Here is a 24167-nt window from a genome sequence, read left to right as displayed (position 1 = left end):
TGCCCGTTACCAATAATTCAAACGGTTCCTTGCATCGCCTGTGCCTTGTCTACCCTTGCCCTTATTTTGCGAGGGAATAACGTTGATATCTCAACCTACTGTTCAGTTAACAGGCGCAGCCACTGCCTCGGGCTCCATACCGGTTCAGCCAGGGGAGAAATGGGGCGTATGGGCAGGGATGAGGGTCGCTTTCTGGGATGGTTTTATTCCATTTTGGCAGTCCTGGGATCCTGATTATGTACCCCCCCAAGATGCAGTCGTCGGTGCAACCGGATAAAGGTCCGGCCTTCACTTTTGGCAGCCCCGGTGGGAAGGACAGTAGCTTTTTCGAGGGTGTTGCGCTGGGTGCCCGACTGGTGTCGCCTTATACGGTGCTGCCAGCGGAGATCGGCACGATGCTGCGGGGTTTTATCACGCTTTCCTCAGCGACCCGGCTCAGGGATCTTTTTGGTGCGACTAAAGGTTTGCCACCAGGGCAGAGCCAGGCAGACAGCCCGGTGGACGGCTCGCCAACAAACGACAAAGGCAGGAAAAAAAGAAACCGCAGCAAACACCACAACGCACCAGCCCACCGGCCAGCGCCTCCGTCGGCCTTGGCCAGCTACCGAACGCTGCCGTGGCACTGGGTGCCCTGTCTGGCCTGACCGCTGCGGCGGCTGCATCCCCATCCGGCAGTAAAACCGAAGGGTGGATTAAGGTGCCGAATGCCACAACCCTGGGCAAGATTGGCCGTGATCCGGACTATCCACTGAATGGCACTTACCGGCAGACGGCGGATATTGATGGTAGCCAGCTAAACCAGTCCATTGGTAATAAGAACGATCCGTTTACCGGGGAGTACGATGGGCAGTGCCGTACCATCAGCAACCTGTCTAAATGTTTTGTTGACACTCTGAAACAAGGCCGCATCCATCACCTTCACTTTACTGGTGCCAATATAAATTCCAAGGAGGTGGCTGGGTTAGCAGCCTGTGTTGTTGATGTTAATGGCACAGTCAGTGATATCTGGGCCGAAAATGTTCATATTTTCACCTTGGGTAAAAATGCAGACGCCGGCATCGGGGGGGGCAGGTTTCCGGAACGGTTGCCAACACCACGGCGGTGAACAGCACGGTCGAAACCTCGGGTTGGAATGCAGACGCCGGCATCGGGGGGGGTACCGTGGAGGAACGGTTGCCAACACCACGGCGGTGAACAGCTATGTCAATGGCATTAAAGAGGGGAATTCTTCTATCTCCAATGATCAGCTTCTTTGCCAAAAAGCAGACCTGCGTGTGTTAACAGCCGATTGCTCTTTGAGAACTGAATTTCTGGATGCGTTGGATTTTTCGTACGATGCGCTGGATGTTTCGTACAGTGATGCTTGCCCGGTAAATGCCGCTACAGCGACAACAGCCGCTACAGTGCCAACAGTCGCCACAAGGCGCGGGGCCGTGGTTGCCGATACTACGCAGATGAACAGTTTTGCCAGGAGCACAGGTTACTCTTCAGGCGTAGCCAGGGAGCCATTACCGGCCACACCGGCACCGACGGTAGCGGACTCCACCATGAACTTAACCGGCCTGCCGGGGGCCACCATGACGCTGCCCACCACGGCAGCACCACTGGCGGCTACCCTGAGTACCGGCGTAGTAGTCGGTATCGCCCTGGGGACTGCTGCCTTTGCGGTGGCAGGCGTGGAGTTAGGGAGGTACATTTATCGTCGTTATTGCCGCGGGTCATCCGCTGCCGATGACCCGCAGGAGTTGGTGGCCATCAATACTGTGGGGCAGGCATATGAAGAGATTGAAACTCGCAATCTCCGCAGAATAAGAACCGCTGTAAAGTAGATCATTTCAATGAGTTTGATATGCACAATCTCCGTTCACCCTGAGCGGAGTCGAAGGGTGCCAGGCACGATCTATCATGCTTCGGAGTTAACGCCCTTCGATGCTTCGACAAGCTCAGCACTCAGGACGAACGGAGTTTGGAGGCTCCGAAATGTGGAAATTATTCAAGGACTATTCCTTATTGCCATGGAAGCAACGGGTCGTTAACACTCATGCAAAACAGCAGCACAGGCTTTGACAGGCTCGCTTTGGCAGAGGTAGCAAAACTGGAGAATGGTGGCATAGATCGGCATTTTTTATGCCTGAACCACCATTTTTCCTATGACATGCCGATTAAACTGTTTATTACGCCAACATATCGATAAAAACAACTCTTGAGAGATGGCACATGGGGACTTTGATTCCATCAGATAAAAGACCAACACCTCCCACAACAACAGCACCACGCTCTGAACAGCCTGCCAAGAAGTCCCGATTCAATTTCAGCTTTCTACGATTTGGCCGAAAAATTGCCCGATCTAATAATAACCAGACCAGCAGTTTAACGACTCAAAAAAACAATAATCTATCAAGTCTTGAACCCAAAAACATTCAGCAGAAAAAGATTAAGATCCTCAAAGCCGATAAAACAATTAAATCATTGGATCAGCTGGGCGAGAAGGTTAAACAGCTTCACGAAAGTAACGCTCTTATCGGTGAGCAACGGGCATCATTAGCTCAGCAAAGAGCCAAATTGTTAAGCAAGGAGAAAATTCCCCATTATGATGCGGTAGTGGCCGGTGCCGGTCCGACAGGATTGATGGCAGCGGTAGAGCTGGCAAGGAAAGGTCACAAGGTTTGTCTGTGTGAAGGCCGCAATGAAGAGGAGTGGGATATCCGCTCAAGCGTTATGGCTTTAGGGCCAGAAGCAACTTATGCAATTAATCAGATGTTGGACGCTCTGGAAAGCACTCACGGCCCGGGATACGTTTTTTCTCACAGAAAGAAATCGGATATAACGCATCCAAAAAGCCTGGCAAACATTCGGGAACAAGTAAGGCGCAACAGCTATATCAACTTACAGACCGACGTTATCCAGCGTATCTATATAGAATACGCGAAAACAAAATATCCGGATTTGATAGATATCAAGCATCAAGCCAGAGCCGGTTCTTTTAACCCATGGATTCAAACCATGGATTTACAACCATCGGGGCGTATTGCTTTCGATTCAATTATTCATGCCGATGGCGTGCATGGAACATCGCGCCAATCGTTACAAGAATTGGGGGCCAGCCTGGAAAAAATAACGGTCAATACCCCTTTTAGCGGCAGATGCCAATGCGCCTATATCCATCATCCAAGCTGGGCAGAGATCAAAACCGGTGCCCTCCTCAAGGCCAAGGAAAAAATACCTGCTGACCTGCTGCCTGAATTCAAGAAGCTGGGATGGAGCAGCAACTATTACCCTCAGTGCTACATTTTCTTATCCCATGCCAACTCTGAGAAATTGTGGATTTCCGGACAGTGCCCCACAAACCTCAAACCCGAACAACAGCTTGAGTGGAATGCACTGATTTGTGCAGCGACAGTGACTCCGACGAGGCGGGCTTGCCTGATGGCACCAACCTACGTCGATACCGACAGCCATACCGCACGAGGGTCAAAAAAGGAGAACTTGAGCCATGCCATTTTCACTGTAGAGAAACAAAAGCTGGCACAACCTTCCGTGGCACTCCCTTTTGGCAAGAGTGAAGCTATTGGTGATGCAAAAGAGACACCCAATTTTTTCTTTGCCGAGGGTTTGAAAAACGCGGATAAGGATGTGAAAGATTTGGCAATTCCATTCACACCCAGAAAAGCCAGCTCATTTCCGCTGAACATACCCTTTTTAATCAAACAAATCATATCTCGTATTTTCTGACCAATTGGACAGTCACTCTGCGGCGTTACAACTCCGGTCACATAGCTAAGGCTATGCTCCCTTCTTTGTGCCTTGCAATGCAGGGAGTACCTTGAAGCTGCTAACGGCTACGGTTCTTGGCAGTGGCTTTGTTCTGTTTAAAGTTTCAACAAGGCTCTAAAATTTCCACTGATAATTCAAACGGTTCTTTTCACCGTCTGAGTCTTGCCTATTCTTGCCTTATTTTGCGAGGTAATCACTTTGATATCCCAAACTACCATTCAGCCAACGGGCACAGCCACCGTTCCCGGGTCCGTAGCGGTTCAGCCAGGGGAAGGGGGAAATGGGGGGCTATGGTCAAGGTTTAAGGTCGCCACCCAGTACGTTGTGATCCCGTTATTGCACTCTTTGCATCCTGATTATAACCCCCCCGGGGTGCTGCAGTCGGCGCAAGGGGATGAAGGTCCACTGTTCACCATTGGCAGTTCCGATGGGCAGAACAGTAGTTTTTTCCAGAGTGTTGCGCTGGGTGCCCGGCTGGTGTCGCCTTACACAGTGCTGCCAGAGGAGATCAGCACTCTGCTGGAGGGCTTTGTCACCCTTTCCACGGCGGCCCGGCTCAGGAATCTTTTTGGTGGGTCGGCTACCGCTTTGGCACCAGGGCAGAGCCGGGCGGACAGTACGGTGGACGGCTCCCCAACAAACGACAAAGGCAAGAAAAAAAAGAAATCACAGCAAACACCTCAGCCGACCAGCCCACCGGCCACCGCCTCTGCCCGGACTGGCCAGTTGCCAAACATGGCCCTGGCACTTGGAGCTCTGGCCAGCCTTTCCGCTGTCGGCGGGTCATCAGCAACAACACCTGCACACACCAAAACGCCCGCCCCAACCACAGAGCCTAAGGCAGCATGCGCTGATGGTGAGTTCCCCTGTGACAACGGCGAATGTATTCATGCCGGTCATCAATGCGATGGGGAGGTCGATTGCGCTGATGGTTCCGATGAGAACTGCACACTGGCTGACTGTGACAGGCTGGAACGTAACTTTTTCTGCGACGATAACAAAAGATGTGTCAGTGCCGATTTGCGATGTGATGGGAAGAAAAATTGCGGCGATGGCTCCGATGAGAACTGCACACAAACTGACTGTGATAAGCTGAACCGTACCTTTTTCTGCGACGACAGCCGCTGTATTAGAACCGGTTGGCTATGTGATGGGGAGGCAGAGTGTGAGGATGGCTCCGATGAGAACTGCACACTAGCTGACTGTATTAAGCTGGGACATAACTTTCTCTGCGATGATAACAAAAAATGTGTTAGTGACGCTTTGCAATGTGATGGGGATGCGGAGTGTGAGGATGGCTCCGATGAGAACTGCACACTAGCTGACTGTGATAGGCTGAACCGTACCTTTTTATGCGACGACAGCCGCTGTATTAGCGCCGGTTGGCAATGTGATGGGTATATTGATTGTGATGATGGCTCCGATGAGAACTGCACACTGGCTGACTGTATTGAGCGGGGACATAACTTTCTCTGCGATGATAACGAATGTGTTACCGCTTTGATATGTGATGGTATAGACAATTGCTACGATGGCTCGGATGAGCGGGTGGAGTTATGCAACCTTGTCTCTTCCGGCCTGTCGGGAACCACCATGGCACTGCCCACCAGTGCGGCACCGCAGGCGACGGTATCAAACCCCGCCATGAACGTTTCCGGCCTGTCGGGGACCAGCATCATGGCACTGCCCACCAGTGCGGCACCGCAGGCGACGGTATCAAACCCCGCCATGAACGTTTCCGGCCTGTCGGGGACCAGCATCATGGCACTGCCCACCAGTGCGGCACCGCAGGCGACGGTATCAAACCCCGCCATGAACGTTTCCGGCCTGTCGGGGACCAGCATCATGGCACTGCCCACCAGTGCGGCACCGCAGGCGACGGTATCAAACCCCGCCATGAACATTTCCGGCCTGTCGGGGGCCAGCATCATGACACTGCCCACCAGTGCGGCACCGCAGGCGACGGTATCAAACCCCGCCATGAACGTTTCCGGCCTGCTGGGGACCACTATGGCACTGCCCACCAGTGCGGCACCGCATGCGACGATATCAAGCCCCGCCATGAACTTTTCCGGCCTGTCGGGGACCACCATGGCAGTGCCCACCAGTACACCGCTGGCGGCTACCCTGAGTACCGGCGCAATAGCCGGTATCGCCCTGGGGGCTGCAGCCTTTGTGGTTGCTGGTGTGGCAGGGGTGTACATCTATCGTCATTATCACCGCAGGTCATCCCCCGCCGATGCGGATGACCTGCAGGAATTGGTGACAATCAATAATACTGCGGTACAGGAGGAGGTTGATAAACCGATGATAGAAACCTTCAGGGGAGAGGCAAGAGGGGAACCTGCCGGTGAACAACGATCCGGAAGGCCACCTCAAGAGCCGCTCGGACTGAAAAAACCACTACTACCGGAACAACCACCCATACGGGCAAGGGGCCCCGTTTTATGAGGAACTCCGGGAACAGGTGATGCCCTGTCATGAACACATAAATGAAGATGTTGGCGAATATGAAGATGTTGACTCTTGCAATCCCCGCAGAATGAGTACCGCTTTATAGCCTGATGATTAATGCAGCCAGGACAAGTGCGATTACACAAGCTGTTATAGCAACAAATCACTTCCTACTCCGGTAACCCGATTTTTCCGGGCTTTTTTGTCAGCGGGTTATATTTACAAAACTGATTGTATGGCCAATCGAAAATGACTGGGGCAGGCTTGCTTTATCCGGATGATTTTCAAACGGAAATCAGGCTTTTGAATAGTTATGGTTGAGTTAACAGGTAAAACCGTGTTAAGCGTTTAAGGGTTTCAGCCGTTACTGATTACCATGAAAATATGCTGGTTCGCATGGCTGGTTTGCATAAAAAAGTGATGGGTAAGTCAGGCAGCCTGATTTTGTTACAGGTGTTTGAGTGCTGAGTTGCCCGGAGGAAATGTGACCAGAATATTCGAGTCGGAAAGTGGCTTTAAGGTACTGGAAATAAGGCTCTGTACCGGATCATACAGGAAAATAACCCACTCCTTTACGGGAACGAGGTTGATGGTTTTCCTTGACCGATTATTGACTTCGCCTTATATATTGAAGCAATTTCTATCCCGGCTTTTCTTGTTCTGGCGAGTAGACTCTATTTCAGCAGGTCTGATTATTGAGTATGATGGGCGATTTATCTGCTCACAGATCTGACCAGCCAGAACATTGGAACAGATGACAGGACGTGTAAGGCAGCATGGGTAAATCGCTAGTTATTGTGGAGTCGCCTGCAAAGGCGAAAACGATCAACAAATATTTGGGCAAAGACTTTGTTGTCAAATCCAGTGTGGGTCACATTCGGGATTTGCCAACAGCGGGTGGGCCGAAGAAAACCGTGGATGCCAAGGCCAGGGCCAGGGCAGCTGCCGAGACTAAAAAGCTCTCACCTGAGGAGCGTGAGCGCCGCAAGAAAATCAAGGCCCGTGAGCAGTTGATCGACCGTATGGGGATCAACCCCGATAATGGCTGGGAAGCGCAATACCAGATTTTGCCGGGCAAGGAAAAAGTCGTTGACGAACTTGCCCGTCTGGCAGAAAACGCTGACACCATTTATCTGGCAACGGATTTGGACCGTGAGGGAGAAGCCATTGCCTGGCATTTGCAGCAGGCCATTGGTGGTAGCCCGGAGCGCTATCGCCGTGTTGTCTTTAACGAAATTACCAAGAAAGCCATCCAGTCTGCGTTTGAATCCCCCGGGCAGTTAAATCAGGATCGGGTTGACGCTCAACAGGCCCGCCGGTTTCTGGATCGGGTGGTTGGTTACATGGTTTCCCCGCTGCTTTGGGCAAAAATTGCCCGTGGGCTCTCTGCCGGGCGTGTTCAATCCGTTGCTGTCAAGCTGGTGGTGGAGCGTGAGCGGGAAATTCGCAGTTTTATTCCTGAAGAGTACTGGGAAGTTTATGCCGATCTCCAGGCTGCCGGGAGTGATGCCGTCCGTTTTCAGGTGGTGAAAGAGAACGGGGTAAATTTCAGGCCAACAGGCAAGGCGGAAACGGATAAAGCCCTGGCTCAGTTACAGCAGGGTCAATACGCTCTGACCAGCCGGGAAGATAAGCCAACCCAGAGCAAGCCTTCGGCACCTTTTATCACATCAACACTGCAGCAGTCGGCCAGCACGCGCCTGGGTTTCAGTGTCAAGAAAACCATGATGCTGGCGCAGCGCCTGTATGAGGCGGGTTACATCACCTACATGCGTACCGACTCCACCAATCTGAGTCAGGATGCGGTTGCCAGTGCCCGGTCCTTTATTGCCAAACAGTATGGTGATCAATACTGTCCGGAGCAGCCAAATCTGTACAGCAGCAAGCAAGGTGCCCAGGAAGCTCACGAAGCGATTCGACCATCCAGTGTTACGTTAAAGCCTGATGATCTGTCTGGAATGGAGCGGGATGCGGAGCGTTTGTACGATTTGATCTGGCGTCAGTTCGTTGCCTGTCAGATGACGCCTGCTGAGTATCTCAGTACGTCTCTGGTCGTCGACGTTAACGGCTATCAGCTCAAAGCCAGGGGACGGACATTGAAGTTTGATGGCTATACCCGGGTGCAAAAGCCTCTGGCCAGAAAAGGCGAAGATGTGATTCTGCCGGATCTGCAAAAAGGGGTAGCCCTGACCCTGGAAAAACTGGACCCCAAACAGCTGTTCACCCGCCCACCGGCCCGTTTCAGCGAAGCGGCACTGGTCAAGGAGTTGGAGAAACAGGGTATTGGTCGGCCGTCGACCTATGCGTCGATTATTTCCACCATTCAGGACCGTGGTTACGTTTCAGTGAAGAATCGCCGCTTTTATGCGGAAAAAATGGGCGATATTGTCACTGATCGTCTGAATGAGTCGTTTAATGAGCTCATGGACTTTCACTTCACGGCAAGAATGGAAGAGAAACTCGATGATATTGCTGAAGGTGAAAAAAACTGGAAGCAGGTTCTTGATGATTTTTATACCGACTTTACCCTTCAGTTAACCCAGGCTGAACAGAGTGAAGGAGGGATGCGCGCAAATGAACCCTCCCTGACCGATATAGAGTGTCCTACTTGCCATCGACCCATGATGATTCGTACTGCATCGACCGGGGTGTTTCTGGGTTGTTCCGGTTATTCACTGCCACCGAAGGAACGCTGTAAAACGACGATTAACCTGGTTCCCGGTGAAGAGGTGGAAGACGCCGATGATGAATACGCCGAGGTTAATGCCCTGCGAGCCATGCGTCGTTGTCCCAAGTGCTCTACCGCGATGGAAAGCTATCTGATTGATGAGCAGAGAAAGTTACACGTCTGTGGTAACAACCCTGATTGTTCCGGCTTTGAGGTGGAGAAGGGGAGTTACAAATTAAAAGGTTATGATGGCCCCGTACTTGACTGTGATAAGTGCGGCAGTGAAATGCAGTTGAAAACCGGGCGCTTTGGCAAATATTTTGGTTGTACCAACAGTGAATGCAAGAACACCAGAAAGTTGCTGAAAAGTGGTGAGCCTGCTCCACCCAAAATGGAGCCAGTGCCCATGCCTGAGTTAAAGTGCGTAAAAGTTGATGACCATTATGTGCTCAGGGATGGCGCGTCCGGATTGTTCCTTGCGGCCAGTCAATTTCCCAAGAACAGAGAGACCCGTGCTCCGCTGGTGGCGGAGCTATTGCCCCATCAGGCCATGATCGACCCTAAATACGGTTATCTGATGGATGCTCCCCGTCAGGACCCTGATGGCAATCCGGCAATTATTCGTTACAGCCGTAAGACCAAACAGCAGTACGTTATGTCCGAGCTTGATGGTAAGGCAACGGGCTGGAGTGCGGTATTTGAAGATGGCCGCTGGCATGAAAAGCAGTCTAAAAAGCGCCAGTCCGGTTAGATTGATCTCAAACCCCAGTTTCGTGAGACAGGGCTATGAAGCCCTGTTGTATTATGGCTGTTAAGTAGCTAACCATATGAAATCACATATTTCTGACTCCTTGTTCAGGCACTATGCTTCGTTACAACTCCGGTCACATAGCTACGGCTATGCTCCCTCCGTTGTGCCTCGCATAGCTCCTGCCCAAGTAGCCAGAAATATGTGATTTCATATGGCCAGCTACTTATAAACTTTGAGCTCGACAAAGCACAAGTTGTTCCCGAAAGATTGATGGAGTTGGTTATGACAAACAATTGGCAGGGATATACCAATAAAATGCTCTTTCACGCCCGTTTGTTGCTGGATGCCTGGGAAGATGCTGATGATCTTGCCAAGCCGGCATTTCGTGAGGCCTGTCTGAATGCAATGGTTCAGGCTTACCGGTCATTACTGGCTGAAATTATGACGAATTACCGTTTGCCGGTAAATCAACTACCCTCTCTTGACGAGGCAATGAACAGTGTTCATCACAAAGGAGAGGTGTCTACTGAGTTGCAGTACATTGAACGTCTTGAGCAACATGATTCCTGGTTGTCGGCGTTATTAAAAAGTCATCAGGACTGTGCCATGCCTATACAGCGTAAAAGTGTTGAGCGGAATGAAATTCCTCTGTTTAATGCCAATAGTGTGCGGTTTGATCAGTCAGAAGGCTTTCTTTCTGTGCTTGAGTCCTTGAAGGAGCTGGTTACCTATAGTCGGAACTTCAGCCTGGAGTGGTAGGTTTCTGATGTTTTCAGGTTTGTTCATTGCCAGCCATATTCAGCTCTTTAGGGCTGATATCTTGAAAGCCTCTGCTGGCTAATGCACAATGCTTCACCGCTAACCCTAAAATCCCGGTGTCACTATTTATGTCAGCGTCGTTTCTTGAAATTGTTGAACTGCCTTCCGGCGAAATCGTTTTGCGTCGCAGTGATGAGGAGAACGCCGAGCCCCTGGTTACCATGTCATTCTCCCGGGAGTTGCTTGACTTTCTCCAGGGAGATCAGGTGGAGGTAGCCAAGGCTATGCTGGATGCCTGCATAGAAGAAGTCGGGCGTAAAACAGAAGCTGACGCTGGAGAATACATCCCTGAAAACCGGGTTCTTCACTGACTGTCATACAAACCCTCCAGTTATCCTCTGTTCCTGATTGCCAGTCCCTGACATTGACCTGAGCGAGCGGCGGTCTCGAGTTCAGAGAGTGTGATGCTATCCATCTGCTCGATCCAGCTGACCACGGTGTGGCTGGTGCCTGAGGCCAGTGCCTTGCGAGTGAGTTTCAGTGGGTCTGCCACTGCGGAAGGGTTGAGAACCTGAAGGCGCTGCCTGCTGATGCCCGATGACTTCAGCCAGTTTATGGTGCTTTTTGCCTGTTCACTGGACAGTATCAGGGTAAGCCAGCGTTGATCCTGATGGTTAGCCAGCTCATACAGAACAGTCTTCAGAAAACGTCCTGATTGCCAGGGCGGGCCTGAGAGAATCAGCTCATCAATAAAGCTGACAGGTTCACTGTCAATGCAGGGAGCGTTACCGTTCTGACTGGATGATGGTGTTAATGCTTGCATGTCAGGTCCTCTACATCAGAGATCGTCAGGGTCTAGTGCTGCTAAGCGCTGTTGCCCATACCGTTCGTCCTGAAGCTTGTCGAAGGACCCATAGGGCCTAAAGGCGGAAACTCCGGACTCTGATAGATCGTGCCAAGCACCCTTCGACTCCGCTCAGGGTGAACGTGGTTTACGGGTAATAACGCTTAGCCGCACTAGTTCCTGATAACCCCCACACTCAGTCCTTCGATAGCAAAGGTATCAACGCTGAGGTCTACTTCGATTGTCTTGAATTCTTTGTTTTCCGGGTGCAGGTAAATTCTGTTTTTAACCTGTTCAAAACGTTTGACCGTTACTTCGTCGTCAATTCTGGCAACGACAATCTGGCCATTGGCTGCGGTTGATGTTTTATGGACAGCCAGAAGGTCCCCGTCAAGAATACCGATATCCTTCATGCTCATCCCTTTTACCCGAAGCATGAAGTTTGCTTTGGGGGAAAAGAAATCAGGGTTGATGGACAGGTGGTCTTCAATATGTTCCTGGGCAAGAATGGGGCTTCCTGCAGCAACCTGTCCTACAATAGGCAGGCCGGAAGATTCAGTGCCGGGGATTCGGATACCTCTTGAGGTTCCGGGGGTGATCTCGATAGCTCCCTTGCGGGCGAGGGCTCTGAGATGTTCTTCTGCTGCATTGGGTGATCGGAACCCGAAGGTCTGTGCGATTTCTGCACGAGTGGGGGGGAAACCGGTCTCTTCTATATGAGATTTGATCAGTTCAAGAATCTCAGTCTGGCGCTTGGTCAATTTATACATGATTAAATCTGTGTTTTTATACAGTACATGTAATTATATACAGTATTTTGCTGACTGCAACCACCCCTGTCTTATTAATCTAACTTGATGTTTCAGTTGGCAAACGTTAGTTTTAAACAAATGTTTACATTGGAGGTTTTACAGACATGTCACAGTCAGCGACAGTAGACAGGATTCTGGACGCTGCCGAGAAGTTATTTGCTGAGCATGGGTTCGCAGAGACCTCGCTGCGTTCAATTACCAGTCAGGCGGGTGTTAACCTGGCCGCTGTTAATTACCACTTCGGCTCCAAAAAATCCCTGATCCAGGCGGTCTTTTCCCGTTTTCTTGATCCTTTTGTCAGCAATCTTTCCGGGGCTCTTGTGCGATATCAGGATAATAATGACGTTCTTGATCTGGAAGAAATACTTCATTTACTGGTGGATCAGATCATGGCGGTTAAACCCCGCAGCCCTGAAGATCTCTCTGTTTGTATGAGGATGATTGGCCTGGCCTACACACAGGGCCAGGGGCATCTGAAGAAATATTTGCGCGACGTCTACGGGGAAGTATTCCAGGCTTATCTGGAGTTGCTGGTAAAAGCGTGTCCTGAGTTGCCATTGAATGACCTGTTCTGGCGCGTCTATTTTATTCTGGGTTCCGCTGTGTTTACCCTTTCAGGAGCGGATGCACTGAGGGCTATTGCGGAAAGCGATTATGGGGTCAGGACTGAACTGGAAGATATCATGAGAAAGATGGTGCCTTTCATGGCGGCAGGTCTAAGATCGCACACCTGACGGATCATTTAACCATACAGAGCTTGATTTACCGATGCATCTTACTGTTCATATTGCCAGTCAGGAGATGGTGCTGCATGAGAAGGACGGCAAGCGCCGTGTTTATTCTGTGTCTACTGCCAGCAAGGGAGTCGGGCAGCAGGAGGGGAGCTGGCAAACACCTCTTGGTCAGCATGTTATCCGGGCGAAAATTGGTGCCGGTCTGCCGACTAATTCAGTATTTGTCGGACGTCGCTTTACCGGTGAGATTTATTCCCCCGGGCTTTGTCAGCAGTACCCTGAAAGAAAGGACTGGATATTAACCAGAATTTTATGGCTCAGTGGCCTGGAGCCCGGATATAACCGGCTGGGTAATGTTGATACCATGCGTCGCTATATCTATATCCACGGTTCGCCGGATACGGCAGTGATGGGTGAACCCGGCTCGCGGGGATGTATCCGAATGCATGGGGAAGATATTATCGATCTGTTTGACCGTGTAGATACCGGTACCAGGATAGATATACAGCTTAGCTGATACCGTTTTTTTTAGAGGATAGAGTCGTGCCAACAGGCCTGAACCGTGGTGTTCTTTTGATTGATCTCGAGGGAGTGCAGCTGACCGCCGAAGAACACCAGCTGCTTTCCCTGCCCGGTGTTGCGGGTATTGTCCTTTTTTCCAGGAACTATCAGAGTCGGGAACAGTTAATTGCCATGGTTCGTTCTGTCCGGAATGTTCGTCGGGATCTGTTAATTTGTGTGGATCAGGAAGGTGGGCGTGTGCAACGCTTCAAGGACGGATTTACCCGTCTACCCCCGGCGCAGGCTTATGGGGCATTTGACCCGGATCAGCAGTATCAGATGGCTTATCAGTCAGGCTGGCTGATGGCCTCTGAGTTGCTGGCCTGCGGGATAGATCTTTGCCTGGGGCCGGTGCTGGATATTGATCATGGTAAAACGTCGATCGTGGGAGATCGGGCTTTTGGGCGTTCGATTGAGCAGGTGAATCACCTGGCCTCATTGTGGATTGATGGGGTTCATGAAGCGGGAATGTCTGTGGTTATCAAGCACTTTCCGGGCCATGGGAATGTGGATGCTGATTCCCATGTGAGCCTTCCCCTGGATGATCGTACTTTTGATGAGATCTGTCAGTCGGACCTGGAGCCTTTCCGGGTAATGATTCAAAAGGGGGTTGAGGCATTAATGCCGGCCCATATCCTGTTTCCCGCTATTGACCGGCATCCGGTGGGTTATTCTTCAGAATGGCTGAAAGGGGTGTTACGCAATCAGCTGTCATTTGAGGGGCTGGTTATCAGCGATTGCCTGTCGATGGAGGGAGCGGCGAAAACCGGCAGTTATCCTGCCAGGGCCAGGGCAGCCCTGGATGCTGGTTGTGATCTCCTGATTATCTGTAATCGTCAGGGGGTTCGGGAGGTACTGGCTGAGATAGACGGCTCGGGTTTACAGGGTGTCGGTCCGGATGGTTTGATGCCTGACTCTTACACTGACTGGGCGTCTCTTGAACAGTCAGAGCGCTACAGGACAGCGCGTAAAATGCTGGCAGAGGCCTTCGGAACAGGCTGATTTTAATGGTGCCATGGCCATCACCGTCCGGGAATTCAGGGTAACTTTCTTTCTGAGCGGTTGTGGGAATGCTTGAAAGAGGATAGTAAACAAACTGGCTACAATTTATAAAAATAACCAACTGAAATCCCTGAATGATCTCGATTATGAACCCCGAATTTATCTCGTTCTATTCTCATTTGATGATTGCCTTTTTGCTGTCTGGTGCTTCATTTTATGGCATAAAGTGGTTGGCCCATGGTGAGCCAAAAGGGCCGGAACGGGTCTTCTGGTGCCTGGCTATCAACATACTGCACAGACCCTTGCTGACGCTGCCCTGGGTGTTGTTCATTCTCTATTCGGCGCATTACTGGCCGGGGCTTGAGCGGTCGGATGTCAACGAAACCCTGCAACTGATTCAAAAACTCATTCTGACCATCTATCCGGCCTGGTTTATCTGGGAAATCAGCCTGAATATGCCAGAGGTGCTGGATTCCATGGGTGAGCGGTGGCGCGAGCGCCTATCGCCTTCAGTGATTGCCCGTTCCGTGCAGCTGATTATCGTTGTTTCTACACTGCTGAGTCTTGCCCAGGCCTTCGGCTATAGCCTGTCAACCCTTCTGGCCTTTGGTGGTATTGGCGGTATTATTCTGGGTCTTGCTGCCAAGGACTGGCTGGCCAATTTTTTCGGTGGATTAATGCTGATGCTGGATCGCCCTTTTACCGAGGGTGACTGGATTCGCTCTCCGGACCGATCCATTGAAGGGCATATCGAAAAGGTTGGCTGGCGTCTGACAAAAATACGAACCTTTGATAGACGGCCTATTTATGTTCCAAACTCAATCTTTACCGGCATCGTGGTGGAGAATGCCACTCGAATGAAAAACCGCCGAATGATTGAAAATTTTGCTCTTCGTTACGAGGATATTGGCAAAATACCCCGCATTCTCAGTCGCATAGATGATCTTGTTCAACAGGTTCCCGAGGTTGACAGTCGTGAGCCTCATTATGCCGTTTTCATCCGTTATGATGATTCTGCCCTTTTATGTCAGGTTCGGGTGCATATCACAAGAACGGATCGTGTTGGTTTTTTAAAAGCTCAACAATCTATTTTGCTTCTGATTGCAGCGGTTGTTAACGAGGAAGGGGCGTTATTCGCTTATCCGACTCGAAGGATTCTTTCCGATGGGTCGATAACACAGTAGTTATATTCAATACGATGAAAATTAATAACAAGGCTAATGGATATACTGATTGTTGAAGATGCCCGTGACCAGAGAATGATTCTGTCTGTGGTTCTGAAAAAGCAGGGGCATCGTGTTTTTGAGGCATCAGACGGCTATGAAGCACTGAATGTTCTGGAAAACCATCCTGATATCCGGATTGTCATCAGCGACTGGATGATGCCCAATATGGATGGTATCGAGCTGTGTGAGGCGATCCGTAACAGTGATTTTGGGTACTATATCTATTTCATGCTGCTAACGGGTAACTCGGATCGTGAGGCCGTGGTGGAAGGAATTAACCGTGGTGCTGATGATTTTATCAATAAGCCAGTGGATTTTGATGAGCTTGGTGCGCGCCTGAATGCCGGCATTCGAATTATCGAATTAAAAGCGGCGCTTGAACATAAAATACATACCATAGAAAAAGACCTGGAGTCGGCGGCAGAAACACAGGCTCGTCTGCTCTCTGAGCCAGCGAAAATTCAGAGTGTGGATTTTAACTGGTATTTCAAACCAAGCCGCATTCTTGGTGGCGATATGTTTGGTTATCAGGCACTTGATGGAGAGACACTGGGCTTCTATCAACTGGATGTAGCCGGACATGGTATTCCTTCAGCACTGTTTTCTTTTTCATTGAACAATACCCTTCGTGAGGACGGGAGTGGATCGCTGGTTAAGGCGTCATTCAGCGAGCCACCTTTTTATCGGATAAAAGAACCCAATGAAGTGCTGGTGAGTCTGAATGAGCAGTTTCAGGCAAAACCTGAGTCGATGCTCTACTTCACCATTGCCTATGGGATAATCAACAGCCGCACCGGTTCTGTTACGTTGTCACAGGCTGGCCATCCATCATCACTGTGGCTGAAAAGCGGTTCAAAATCTGTCGAAAAAATTGCCTGTGGTGGCGTACCGATAGGTATGATGCCGGACATGACCTATAAAAATGTCACTATTGCACTGCAACCTGGTGACCGACTTTTTCTTTACTCCGACGGGGTGACGGAGTGTGAAAACAATGTCGGTGAAATGTTTGGTGAAGACCGGCTGGTAGCTTCTCTGGAAGATGCTTTTGATCACACCCTTGAAGCCATGATCAGCCGGGTTGAGCAGGACATCACTAACTGGACCGGAGCGGATGTTTTTGAGGATGATGTAACTTATCTGGTACTGGAGTGGCAGCCGTAACCAGGCTTGCCTTATTAATTACGCAACGTTTATAACGCAAGGAGAGCGACATGCCATTTGATTCTAAAAATGATGCTGGGCATACCATCGTATCAATCGACGAAACCCGGCTTGATGCATCTTTATCAGAGCCTCTGAGGATTTATCTGTTTGACCAGATCGACAATGGCTCCGATAACCTGGTGATTGATTTATCCCAGGTGCGTTTTATGGACAGCAGTGGTTTGGGGGCATTGGTGGCAGGTCTGAAAAAAATGGGGGGAGCCGGTTCCATGAAGCTGGCCAGTGCCCAGCCTGCGGTTATGGATCTTTTCAGTCTTACCTCTATGGACAAGCTGTTTACCATTCTCCCTACAGTGACCGAGGCCATTAAGGAGAAGTAATCATGACCGACGAAAAGGGGCAGGCTGTCAGGCTTGAGATTGACAGTGAGCTGGCGAATACCACCCTGGTTGCCATGGCTGTCCGGGGCCTTTGTGCCATGACAACACTGTCCCCGGTTGAGGTGAATCGTGTGGAGCTGTGTGTGGTTGAGATTGTGAATAATGCCATCGAGCACGCCTATGGTAATGAAAAGGGGCATAAGGTTGAGGTTGGGGTCAGTCTTTTGCAGGCTTGCTTAATGCTGACCATCAGTGATTGGGGTAAGCCAATGGATCAGGGTAAGCTGGGGAGCAGGGATATGTCAGTGGATCCTGACAATCCTGCGGCGTGGCTGTGCAGCGGTAGAGGGTTGCCGATCGTCCAGAGTTTGATGGATAACGTTGAGTATCAGACTGTTGGGGATAAAAACAGTTTTATCATGAGTAAGCAGATCAGGAGTTAGTACACAGTTTCAATACATTTGATGGGGTCATTTAGGAGCTGTCCTGAAATAATTTACACATTTCTGGGTTTCAAAACTCCGTTCGTCCTGAGCGGAGTCGAAGGACATAAAATCCATACCCTGAATAAAGACTGTGCCAGTCACCCTTCGACTCCGCTCAGGGTGAACGGAGATTGTCCACATGAAGCTTATTGAAATGATGAACTGTTCTGTTCACTCATTTTTAGCAACGTCAGCTGCTTTTTTCTGAAATGATCATTCCCGTTTCCACCAGCGCCTCAGGGCGATCATAGGGCGTAAGTTTGAACAGGACGCCAATCTCCGGACTGTCTATGTATTGAATTTCCTTTACATTCCGAACTCTTCTTCGCTGCTTTATCTGAAAATTATCGGTTATACGCAAAGGCGGGGAGCCATCATCCAGTCTCACCAGATTGTCAGATCCTATATCAGAAGCAGCCAGAACGTCAGATGTCTTTTGTTCGTAATTGTTTCCGGACAGGGCGGAGTACAGTGGTTCCGGACTTAATTTATTCAGCCACAGATCAATATCAACATGCAGAAAGCGCTCTTCACTGACGCTGACCGTGCCATTCAGCAACAGATTGTCCTGCCCGCTGATAGCAGCCCGGATTTCAATCGGTCGTTTACCCGATCTGGCGCTGACAGGCATTCGCCAGGCTTTATGGGTAATCACCTGATAATTGCGATTTCTCTCAAGTGCAGTTACCTGGCTGTTCAGAATCCTTTCATTGGCTGGCAGGTCGATGTAGGCATCACGCATAACATCAGGATGGCTCTGCTTTACAGGCTCAATAATGTCAAACAGAGGACTGCTATCATCAGGGTCGGCAGCGTGAGTTTGCAGTTTGATTACATTGCCAGGTGCCCGGTAACCGGCAACGGGAGGCCAGGCTTCGCCACTGTGATTGTTGAGGTAACGAAAAACCACAAGATCCACCTGATACCATGGGATATCAGGTCCTCCATCACTCGCGTTCTGTGCAGCAGAAAGCGGTACATTAACCAGTAGTGCTATCGACAATGCGATAAGCTGAAGTTTTTTCATACAGAATTTCCTTGGATCACCCAATCCGGAATCAGGGATTGTGGCTTTTGTGCAGCAGCTCCTGACTGTCTGAAAACCAGCCAGGTGGCTATTGTTAGATATCAGCTGTTAACCCGCAAGCCTGCCCAGCAACGTTTCCGTTGCCTTAAACCTCTGTTCCGAAGTTTCCATTGCGTCAATGTACTTTAAGATGCTGCTGCCTTCCAGCCTGAACTGCTGAGGGCTTGACTGGATAAGGTTAATAATCAGCATAGGATCGACATTGGGCTGCTCTTCAAACTCGACCCTTGCTTCTTTGCTGCTGGCATCCAGTTTCTTGATGCCCAGCTTCTGGGCACAGAGTTTTAACTTCATCTGACGGAACAGGTTTTTGGCCGGGTCGGGCAAGAGGCCAAACCGGTCAATCAGCTCAACCTGAAGGTTCTTTAACTTTTCCTCATTATCAGCGGCGGCAATTCTCTTATAGAGAATCAAGCGGCTATGGACATCGTGAATATAGTCTTCAGGCAACAGGGCCGGAAGCCGTAAGTTCACTTCTGTGCCATGGTTCAAGGGCTGATCCGGATTGGGCGTTTCGCCGTTGCGGATGGCGTTAACGGCACGCTCAAGCATCTCGGTGTAGAGCGTAAAGCCAACACTCTGTATCTGGCCGCTCTGGCCTTCGCCCAGCAGTTCACCCGCACCCCTGATCTCCAGGTCGTTCGAGGCCAGCATAAACCCGGCACCAAGGGTTTGTGCTTCCGATATGGCTTCAAGACGTTTCGCGGCATCAGTCGTCATCGATTTCGGTGCCGGTGTTAACAGATAAGCGTAAGCCTGGTGGTGTGAGCGACCAACCCTGCCTCTAAGCTGATGCAGTTGGGCCAGGCCAAACTTGTCAGCCCTGTTGATGATGATGGTATTGGCATTAGGGATATCGATGCCGGTTTCAATAATGGTTGTGCATACCAGAACGTTGTAGCGCTTGTGGTAAAAATCGGACATCACCTGTTCAAGCTGACGCTCACGCATCTGGCCATGACCGGTGATGACCCGTGCTTCAGGAATCAGTTCCTGAAGGTCGCTGGCTACTTTTTCAATGGATTCCACCTGGTTGTGAAGATAGTACACCTGCCCGCCACGCAGCAGCTCCCTGAGGATCGCTTCTTTCACCAGGGGTTGATCATATTGCCGGACAAAGGTTTTAACCGAGAGTCGCCGTGCCGGTGGTGTCGCGATAATGGACAGGTCGCGAATACCGGACATGGCCATATTGAGCGTTCTTGGAATGGGCGTTGCGGTCAGGGTCAGGATATCAACCTCGGACCTCAATGACTTGAGCTTTTCCTTGTGTCGGACCCCAAAGCGGTGTTCTTCATCAATAATGAGCAGGCCAAGATCTTTAAAGGTCAGGTCGCCCTGGAGAATTTTGTGGGTACCAATAATGATATCCAGTTTGCCCTCAGTGAGCCGCTCTTTTACCTGATCCACGGCTTTTTGTGACTTGAAGCGTGAAATAACATCAATTTCTACGGGCCAGTCCGCAAATCGATCGCGGAAACTTTCGTAGTGCTGTTGCGCCAGCAGCGTTGTGGGAACCAGAATGGCCACCTGTTTACCGCTATGGGCCGCAAGGAAAGCGGCCCGCATGGCAACTTCTGTTTTACCAAAGCCCACATCACCACAGACCAGGCGGTCCATGGGTTTTGGTGCGCACATATCACCAATAACGGCGGCAATGGTCTGTTGCTGATCGGGCGTTTCTTCAAACGGAAAGGCGGCAGCGAAAGCCAGATAGTTCTGCTCCGGCTCAGTGAAAGGAAACCCTTTTCGTGCTTCTCTGCGGGCATAAATATCCAGCAGTTCAACGGCCACGTCCCTGGCTTTTTCGGCGGCCTTACGCCGCACCTTGCTCCATTGCTCACTGCCCAGCCGGTGCAGCGGGGCAAGTTCATCATCGGCACCAGTGTATCGGGAAATCAGGTGGAGAGAAGCAACAGGTACATAGAGTTTGGCTTCGTTGGCATATTCCAGGGTCAGAAACTCCGTGGTCTGGCCATCCACTGCCAGTGTTTCCAGCCCTCTGTATCTGCCAACCCCATGGTCAATATGAACCACGGGGGCTCCGATTCTTAACTCGGTCAGGTTGCGAATCACCTGGTCGGCACTGTGTTCGTCTTCTGTCTTCCGCCGTCTGGTCTGTTGTACTCTCTGGCCGAGCAAAAGCGCTTCCGGGATAACAGCAATTTGTTCTTCCGGTAGATACAGTCCGTTGTCCAGTAGCCCGGTACTGACCGCCAGAGCGGGCTTTTCTTTGAGAAATGCGGACCAGCCATCACACAGGTCAGGCGTTATATTATTCTGGCTCAGCAGCTCCAGGAGTACTTCCCGCCGTCCGGCACTTTCGGCGACCAGCAGGACATGATGAATGCGATTTATAAAGGTTTTGAGGTGAGCCAGTGGTTGCTCAAGCCGGGCATTAATGGTCAGTTCCGGCAATTCCTCGCGATTTAAATTAAATCGACCGGCCCTGGGTGCAACAGGCTGCTCAAACAGTGTGACTCTGGGGAAGTCGTTCAGTCTGCTGTATAGCTCCTCCGAGGGCATCAGAACCCGGGATGGCGGAAGTATTGGCCTTTGCGGATCAACACGGCGGTTGTCGTAACGTGCATGAACATCCGAATAAAAATGATCCAGCGATGAACCCACGGTGTCGTAGATCAGTATTCGGGTGTTTTGTGGCATGTAGTCGAAAAGCGTTGACGTCTCCTCAAAGAAGAGAGGCAGGTAGTATTCAATGCCCGGGCTGGCAATACCTTTGTTGATATCCTGGTAAATCGGGCATTCACGATAGTTAACGTCAAAGGTTTCCTGAAAATTACTGCGAAATAACGCTATCCCTTGCCTATCCAGGGGGAACTCATGCCCCGGTAGCAGTTGTATCTCCTCAACCGTTTCAATGGAGCGTTGCGTTTCAGGATCAAACGTTCTCAGTGACTCTATCTCGTCATCAAACAGGTCGACCCGATAGGGCGTGTCAGCCCCCATGGGAAAAATATCAACAATCGAGCCACGGATAGCGAACTCGCCATGTTCCATCACTGAGTCCACACAGCGGTATCCGGCCTGTTCAAACTGGCCCCGGCGTTCATCAATGATAAACCGGGTGCCCGGTTGCAACGACAGGCAGCTGCCCAGCAGATAGTTCTTCGGACACAGGCGGTGCAACAGCGTCGTCACGGGCACAATCAGAATTTTTTTTCGGCCACGGTTGTCGGTCAGGGGAAGGTGGTAGAGCGTTGACAGTCGCTGGGAAATAATATCCTGATGGGGTGAAAAGGTATCGTAGGGCAGTATTTCCCAGTCCGGCATTTGCTGAACATGGATGTTGGCTTCTTCAGCAAGGAAGAAGGCCAGCTCTTCTTCCAGCCGGTTTGCTGATGAACTGTCCGGCGTAATAATCATCAGCGGCTGGTTGTCCGATACCGCAGCACAGGAAATGGTCAAGGCAGGCCCGGCTTTCGCGAGATTTCCCCACTGAAGCTTGTCGCCGGGGTGGGTTGGCAGAGGAATAGTGTGTTGAAACATGAAAATCCTGAAGGCTCTCCTGATTTACCCCAAATACAGATATAAGTGGTGGATTGTAGCGGTTGTGATCCTGTTCTCCCAGTATTGCCAGCGGGAAATGGTGGAATAAGGAGGAAAATCAAAGGCAGAAAGATTGGCGGTGTTAATGTTTGATAATCTTTGTTGCCTCGAACACCATCAACAAGGATAATACCAACAGAACATAAGTCCCAAATAAGGGATTGTATTTAAAACAGAAATAATAAACGGGAATTTATCGTGGTAGCAGATCGTTTTCAGGACTGGAAAGAGCGTGAAGCACTGGCTGAGTCAATGATCCCTCTGATCGGCAAGCTGTATAGAAATCACCATGTTGTCACGTCTGTGTTTGGGCATCCCGTCATTAACCGCTCCGTAATCAGCTTGCTGAAAGCGCACAAGTTTGTTCGACAGATTGAGGACAATGGTCTCTCTGTCCGTGAGACTTACCCTGTGCTGGAAATTCTGGCAGGCCTTGATCTGGGGCCATCCCGTATTGATATTGGCAAGCTGGCCGTTGGCTACCGGGCGGAAGCAGCAGGCCTGTCACTGGAAGAGTACGTTACCGGTCAAGTAGCGTCAGTGACTAATGGCCATAAACAGACCCTGGGCCCGGGTCAGGATGTCGTATTGTATGGCTTTGGCCGGATTGGCCGTTTGATGGCCAGAATCCTCATTGAGCGCGCGGGCAGTGGCTCTGGTATTAACCTGAGGGCCGTGGTTGTCAGGCCCGGCGGTGCAGGCAATGATCTTCAGAAGCGGGCAAGCCTGTTGCGTCGCGACTCGGTTCATGGCTCTTTCCAGGGCACTATATCTGTTGATGAAGAGAATAAGGTTATCTATGCCAACGGTGTGGCCATTCAGGTCATTTATTCCAGCAGCCCGGATTCCATCGATTACACCCGGTATGGCATTAACAATGCCGTGATTGTCGACAACACCGGTAAATGGCGTGATAAAGAGGGATTGAGCCTGCATTTGCAATCAAAGGGAGTATCCAGGGTCCTGCTGACAGCACCGGGAAAAGGGGATATCAAGAATATTGTTTATGGGGTAAATCATAACGATATTGAGCCGGAAGATCAGATTCTTTCCGCCGCCTCCTGTACCACTAACGCGATCACACCGGTGCTGAAGGCCATTAATGATGAGTTTGGTGTTGAACACGGTCATGTAGAGACGGTTCACTCTTACACCAATGACCAGAATCTGATTGATAATTACCACAAGGGTGAGCGTCGTGGACGCAGCGCTGCACTGAATATGGTCATTACCGAAACCGGGGCAGCGAAAGCCGTTGCCAAGGCGTTGCCTGAACTTGAAGGTAAGTTGACGGGGAATGCTATTCGGGTGCCGACCCCGAATGTTTCCCTGGCCATCCTTAACCTGTCCCTGGACAAGGCCACCACCGTTGAAGAGCTTAATCGCTTTATCAGGGAGACCTCACTGTATTCCAGCCTTCAGAAACAGGTGGATTACGTCACCTCTGTTGAAGCAGTTTCCAGTGATTTTGTGGGTAGCCGTCGAGCTGGCGTTGTGGATGGGCAAGCCACTATTGTTGACGGCAAACGCTGTGTGCTTTATGTCTGGTATGACAATGAGTTCGGTTACAGCTGTCAGGTCAACCGGATACTTCAGTTTATGTCTGGTGCGATGTACCCGTCGGTTCCATAAAACACTCGTTTGTCAGTAGTGATGAACACTTCACAGAGTGACTGATTAGTGGTTCGGCTAATCAGTCACTCTGTAGATCCTGCCTTTTTCATATCTTATCCCGATTTACCATTACGACCTGCGAACATTGATATGGGTCAACAATGAGTGAGATTGGTCGTCCTCTAAATTGTAACCATTCTCATTTGCGTATATATTCAGATCAATTGACATTTTGTCAGGCAGCAACCATTCCACACTAAAACCCCGACAAAAAACAGGTTC

The 24167-nt window shown here is 50.5% G+C and carries 20 protein-coding genes; 16 read left to right on the top strand and 4 right to left on the bottom strand.

Annotated features, from left to right (window positions below):
- Positions 1-236: 236 nt before the first annotated feature.
- The 8 genes from ACO6UX_RS12445 (at position 237) to ACO6UX_RS12410 (ending at position 10777) form a co-directional block, all read left to right on the top strand.
- Complete coding sequence (locus ACO6UX_RS12445; RefSeq protein ID WP_422448026.1) at positions 237-644, top strand: hypothetical protein; 408 nt, start codon at positions 237-239, stop codon at positions 642-644.
- On the top strand, positions 617-1105 hold the full coding sequence (locus ACO6UX_RS12440) for a hypothetical protein (RefSeq protein WP_422448024.1): 489 nt from the start codon (positions 617-619) through the stop codon (positions 1103-1105). The genes ACO6UX_RS12445 and ACO6UX_RS12440 overlap by 28 nt, the downstream gene beginning before the upstream one ends.
- Positions 1106-1127: 22 nt before the next feature.
- The gene (locus ACO6UX_RS12435) at positions 1128-1829 is read left to right on the top strand and encodes a hypothetical protein (RefSeq protein ID WP_422448022.1); all 702 of its coding nucleotides are present in this window, start codon (positions 1128-1130) and stop codon (positions 1827-1829) included.
- Between the two features lie 388 nt (positions 1830-2217).
- Entirely contained in the window at positions 2218-3732 is a 1515-nt protein-coding gene (locus tag ACO6UX_RS12430) for an FAD-dependent oxidoreductase (protein ID WP_422448020.1), read from the top strand.
- Positions 3733-3972: 240 nt separating this feature from the next.
- Complete coding sequence (locus ACO6UX_RS12425; RefSeq protein ID WP_422448018.1) at positions 3973-6225, top strand: hypothetical protein; 2253 nt, start codon at positions 3973-3975, stop codon at positions 6223-6225.
- A 779-nt stretch (positions 6226-7004) separates the two neighbouring features.
- Entirely contained in the window at positions 7005-9647 is a 2643-nt protein-coding gene (gene topA / locus ACO6UX_RS12420) for a type I DNA topoisomerase (RefSeq protein ID WP_422448016.1), read from the top strand.
- A gap of 282 nt (positions 9648-9929) precedes the next feature.
- The gene (locus ACO6UX_RS12415) at positions 9930-10406 is read left to right on the top strand and encodes a DUF6586 family protein (RefSeq protein WP_146000036.1); all 477 of its coding nucleotides are present in this window, start codon (positions 9930-9932) and stop codon (positions 10404-10406) included.
- A 128-nt stretch (positions 10407-10534) separates the two neighbouring features.
- A complete protein-coding gene (locus ACO6UX_RS12410; RefSeq protein ID WP_101747527.1) occupies positions 10535-10777 on the top strand; it encodes a hypothetical protein in 243 nt (80 codons plus the stop codon).
- Between the two features lie 20 nt (positions 10778-10797).
- Here ACO6UX_RS12410 and ACO6UX_RS12405 read toward each other — a convergent pair whose 3' ends face one another.
- Positions 10798-11229, bottom strand: a complete 432-nt coding sequence (locus tag ACO6UX_RS12405) for a hypothetical protein (protein ID WP_422448014.1) — start codon at positions 11227-11229, stop codon at positions 10798-10800.
- 194 nt (positions 11230-11423) lie between these two features.
- Positions 11424-12020, bottom strand: coding sequence for a transcriptional repressor LexA (gene lexA, locus ACO6UX_RS12400; protein WP_422448012.1), 597 nt, complete (start codon positions 12018-12020; stop codon positions 11424-11426).
- 146 nt (positions 12021-12166) lie between these two features.
- Here lexA and ACO6UX_RS12395 point away from each other — a divergent pair, with 146 nt between their 5' ends.
- The 7 genes from ACO6UX_RS12395 to ACO6UX_RS12365 all read left to right on the top strand — a co-directional run bounded on the left by ACO6UX_RS12395 (position 12167) and on the right by ACO6UX_RS12365 (position 17575).
- On the top strand, positions 12167-12796 hold the full coding sequence (locus tag ACO6UX_RS12395) for a TetR/AcrR family transcriptional regulator (protein ID WP_422448010.1): 630 nt from the start codon (positions 12167-12169) through the stop codon (positions 12794-12796).
- A 34-nt stretch (positions 12797-12830) separates the two neighbouring features.
- Complete coding sequence (locus ACO6UX_RS12390) at positions 12831-13313, top strand: L,D-transpeptidase family protein (protein WP_422448008.1); 483 nt, start codon at positions 12831-12833, stop codon at positions 13311-13313.
- 26 nt (positions 13314-13339) lie between these two features.
- Positions 13340-14359 (top strand): beta-N-acetylhexosaminidase, encoded by a 1020-nt coding sequence (gene nagZ, locus ACO6UX_RS12385; RefSeq protein WP_422448006.1) that lies wholly within the window; start codon positions 13340-13342, stop codon positions 14357-14359.
- 134 nt (positions 14360-14493) lie between these two features.
- Entirely contained in the window at positions 14494-15543 is a 1050-nt protein-coding gene (locus ACO6UX_RS12380) for a mechanosensitive ion channel family protein (protein WP_422448004.1), read from the top strand.
- Positions 15544-15579: 36 nt separating this feature from the next.
- Positions 15580-16749, top strand: coding sequence for a PP2C family protein-serine/threonine phosphatase (locus tag ACO6UX_RS12375; protein WP_422448000.1), 1170 nt, complete (start codon positions 15580-15582; stop codon positions 16747-16749).
- A gap of 50 nt (positions 16750-16799) precedes the next feature.
- A complete protein-coding gene (locus tag ACO6UX_RS12370; protein WP_101747520.1) occupies positions 16800-17132 on the top strand; it encodes an STAS domain-containing protein in 333 nt (110 codons plus the stop codon).
- Between the two features lie 2 nt (positions 17133-17134).
- Positions 17135-17575, top strand: coding sequence for an ATP-binding protein (locus ACO6UX_RS12365; protein WP_422447998.1), 441 nt, complete (start codon positions 17135-17137; stop codon positions 17573-17575).
- A gap of 232 nt (positions 17576-17807) precedes the next feature.
- Here ACO6UX_RS12365 and ACO6UX_RS12360 read toward each other — a convergent pair whose 3' ends face one another.
- Entirely contained in the window at positions 17808-18644 is an 837-nt protein-coding gene (locus ACO6UX_RS12360; RefSeq protein ID WP_422447996.1) for a CsiV family protein, read from the bottom strand.
- Between the two features lie 108 nt (positions 18645-18752).
- Positions 18753-22211 (bottom strand): transcription-repair coupling factor, encoded by a 3459-nt coding sequence (gene mfd, locus ACO6UX_RS12355; protein ID WP_422447994.1) that lies wholly within the window; start codon positions 22209-22211, stop codon positions 18753-18755.
- Between the two features lie 258 nt (positions 22212-22469).
- Here mfd and ACO6UX_RS12350 point away from each other — a divergent pair, with 258 nt between their 5' ends.
- The gene (locus ACO6UX_RS12350; RefSeq protein ID WP_422447992.1) at positions 22470-23903 is read left to right on the top strand and encodes a glyceraldehyde-3-phosphate dehydrogenase; all 1434 of its coding nucleotides are present in this window, start codon (positions 22470-22472) and stop codon (positions 23901-23903) included.
- The last annotated feature ends 264 nt before the right edge of the window (positions 23904-24167 follow it).

It is taken from the genome of Endozoicomonas sp. ALB091 (assembly GCF_049310265.1).
GTDB lineage: Bacteria > Pseudomonadota > Gammaproteobacteria > Pseudomonadales > Endozoicomonadaceae > Endozoicomonas.
The sequence above is the reverse complement of the archived record's forward strand: the minus strand, read 5'-3'. Positions and strand labels throughout refer to the sequence as shown.